The organism is Ornithinibacillus proteolyticus, assembly GCF_039581225.1.
Lineage (GTDB): Bacteria > Bacillota > Bacilli > Bacillales > Amphibacillaceae > Ornithinibacillus > Ornithinibacillus massiliensis.
Map to the genome: position 1 here is coordinate 1 of NZ_JBCPXV010000101.1, position 2623 is coordinate 2623.

The 2623-nt window shown below is 34.4% G+C and carries 5 protein-coding genes; 2 read left to right on the plus strand and 3 right to left on the minus strand.

The window, feature by feature from the left end; genetic code table 11:
* Window positions 1–109 precede the first annotated feature (109 nt).
* Genes AAIB49_RS19695 through AAIB49_RS19705 form a run of 3 tightly spaced genes read right to left on the minus strand, consistent with a single transcriptional unit; the run spans window position 110 to window position 807 of the window.
* Window positions 110–463, minus strand: coding sequence for a YhjD family protein (locus AAIB49_RS19695; RefSeq protein ID WP_343459046.1), 354 nt, complete (start codon window positions 461–463; stop codon window positions 110–112).
* Window positions 456–599, minus strand: coding sequence for a hypothetical protein (locus AAIB49_RS19700; protein WP_343459047.1), 144 nt, complete (start codon window positions 597–599; stop codon window positions 456–458). Before AAIB49_RS19700 ends, AAIB49_RS19695 begins: the two co-directional genes overlap by 8 nt.
* Window positions 577–807 carry a helix-turn-helix domain-containing protein gene (locus tag AAIB49_RS19705; RefSeq protein ID WP_343459048.1) on the minus strand — a complete coding sequence of 77 codons (231 nt, stop codon included), beginning with the start codon at window positions 805–807 and terminating at the stop codon, window positions 577–579. Before AAIB49_RS19705 ends, AAIB49_RS19700 begins: the two co-directional genes overlap by 23 nt.
* A gap of 290 nt (window positions 808–1097) precedes the next feature.
* Here AAIB49_RS19705 and AAIB49_RS19710 point away from each other — a divergent pair, with 290 nt between their 5' ends.
* Window positions 1098–2375, plus strand: coding sequence for an FtsK/SpoIIIE domain-containing protein (locus tag AAIB49_RS19710; RefSeq protein ID WP_343459049.1), 1278 nt, complete (start codon window positions 1098–1100; stop codon window positions 2373–2375).
* On the plus strand, window positions 2284–2623 hold a 340-nt coding region (locus AAIB49_RS19715), incomplete at its 3' end, for a replication-relaxation family protein (RefSeq protein ID WP_343459050.1). The genes AAIB49_RS19710 and AAIB49_RS19715, both read left to right, overlap by 92 nt.

The following is a 2623-nucleotide window of genomic DNA, read 5'->3' on the forward strand; positions in this document are numbered from 1 at the left end:
TCACCTCCTTGTTCTTTGTTAATTATATTATATCACCTTACTTGCGTATATGCAAGTAAATGTATGAAGTTTTTTAGTTTTTTTAATAAAAAATAAGCCCGAAGAATACTTATTCATCAGGCTTCCATGGTCTTTCCTGTCGTTCGAATCCTTGAGCTTTACTCCCGTAAAGGTATTCGCTCATTAATTCATCAGTCATTTGTTTCAATTCCTCCGGAGAGAACTCTACAATCTCTCCGTTGATTTTATACTTACCAATCTCTATATGTTGCACATCAATGTGATGCTTAGACAGTAATTCAGCTTTTAACTGATAAAAATCTTTATGCATTCGTTCAATTATTGATTCCACCATATCCATGTATAAATTGCCGACTTCAAAACTTTTAAAGCGTTCCAAGTCTTGTTTAAACACGGTTACTGCAAGAGGGTAGGCTATGTATTTTTTAATTAGATCATTCATCCTTATCAACAAACCTTAGCCCTTGATTTAATCTCTCAATTTCTTTTCTAATTTCCTCCTGTTTTTCTGGCGACTTAGTTTTAGTTAATTTCTTCATCAACTTTTGTTCTTCCTTAAATATTTTTTCCTTGTTCATTATGATTCTCCTCTATTTTTTCAAATAAGTCCGTTAATTCCACACCAAAAAATTCAGCCAGTATCACAGCTTGGTCAAGTCTAGGGTAACTTCTTCCATGTATCCAATTTGACATAGTAGTAACGTCCACTTTTACATATTTAGCTGCCTTTTTCTTTTTTTCATCTTTTTCTTTAAACAGTTCATCCAACCTCATTTTAATTGCCATATCATCACCTATATACTAATTCTCTAAACAATTTCCTAAATCCTTCAAAAAATTTTCAAATAAAAATATGAAATTATTCATAGTACAAGTTTTGCTTTCATAGCCTTTACTATACCAACTAAAATACCAAATAGGAAAAGTAATCGGAATTGTAGACACGTAGATATATAGACCTTTCTACCAGTTGGAATACATTCCAATGACAAGGGACTATCTTTATCAAGATACCAAGAAAGGGGGTGCGGATAATCTTATTCGAGATACTTTCCACAACAAGTATGCTGGGAATAATGGCTACTTCATATTATTTTGAGAACAAACAGGGAACCGATGATCACGAAAAAATAAAGAAGATTGCTGATTCGTTAGGGTTAAAAACCTCAGAAGGGAGTATTAGGATTTACCGTAAACATAAAAAACATACGCATACAGAGTACGTTTATAAAATACCCTTAGGCTTATCATTTAAACAATTTGAGGACCATAAACAAACATTTATCGATGGTTTAAACAATAAAAGCCGCCCCGACTTAAACCTTGAAAACTTAAAGAATATCAACTGGAAAGGGGATGTTATTAAGCAGCTGAAAGACATTTTGAATAATCGTATAAAGTTAGATAAACAAATTGAAATGGAATATGACGGAATGCTTAAGTTCAGAGTTTACGAGAAAGGGCTAAATCAGCTGTATTTGTTCGATGAAAGAATGTTGCAGAATATTAAAGATTGGGAGGTTCCGATTGGCTACACATACAAAGAATTTTTAAAGCATGATTTTGAGAAGCGCCCTCATATGATTGTAGCTGGAGCAACAGGGTTCGGAAAATCAGAATTTATTAAGCTACTAATCTCTGTATTAACTAAGAATCGGCCAGATCATGTCCGTTTCCACCTAATTGATCTAAAAGGGGGCTCGGAATTAGGTCCATTTAGAAGAATGTCCCAAGTTTCTAACTTTGGAAAAAATGTGAGGGATGCAAAGCGAATCTTAGAAGATATTCAAAATGACATGAATTACAAGCTAGATTACATGTTTGAAAAAGGCTACAAAGATGTGACAGAAGCTGGTCAAAAGGAACGTGATTTTATTTTTATCGATGAAGCTGCTGATTTAGATGATGATTGCAAAGATATTGTTATTGATATTGCCAGGAGAGGTAGATCAGCTGGTTATCGCCTTATTTACGCAACTCAGTACCCAACAAATCAAACACTACCATCTCAAGTACGTGCAAACATTGGAGCAAGGGTTTGTTATCGATTAGAAACAAATGCACAAAGCAGAGCAGTATTGGATGAAGGAGGAGCAGAGGAATTGCCAGAAATTGAGGGTAGAGCAATTTTCCGCAGGGTTAAGAATCATATTGTTCAAACTCCGTATATCGAAAAAAAAGAAATCAATAGGATTATTAAGCCATACATCAATGTTAAGGAAAAAGGAGGATCAAATGCATCCAAACAAAGCAAAGAGCCTAATGAGGCAGGAGCAAATACTTTTAAGCTTGAAAAAGCTCGATTATCTAACAGCAAAACAACTGAACAAAATCCACGATTTGAAATCAGATAGAAATGCACGAAGAATACTTCAGCAAATGTCATCTTATTTAAGCAGTTTTTATGATGGTCAAAAAATCTACTATCTCAGCAAAGAAGGTCGAGAGAAAATAAACTGCAATATCATCCGCACCAAAATAACCACAGCAAAACATTACCTAATGCGTAATGACCTCTATATACACCTCAAACAACCAGCTAACTGGCGAAATGAAGTAAAAATGATCAGTGGGGAGGGAACAAAAGGCGAGATAGTCATTA

Bases quoted from the DNA above. Each gene is read 5' to 3' on its own strand.
- AAIB49_RS19695 (WP_343459046.1), bottom strand. From the start codon at position 463: ATGAATGATCTAATTAAAAAATACATAGCCTACCCTCTTGCAGTAACC.
- AAIB49_RS19700 (WP_343459047.1), bottom strand. From the start codon at position 599: ATGAACAAGGAAAAAATATTTAAGGAAGAACAAAAGTTGATGAAGAAA.
- AAIB49_RS19705 (WP_343459048.1), bottom strand. From the start codon at position 807: ATGGCAATTAAAATGAGGTTGGATGAACTGTTTAAAGAAAAAGATGAA.
- AAIB49_RS19710 (WP_343459049.1), top strand. From the start codon at position 1,098: ATGGCTACTTCATATTATTTTGAGAACAAACAGGGAACCGATGATCAC.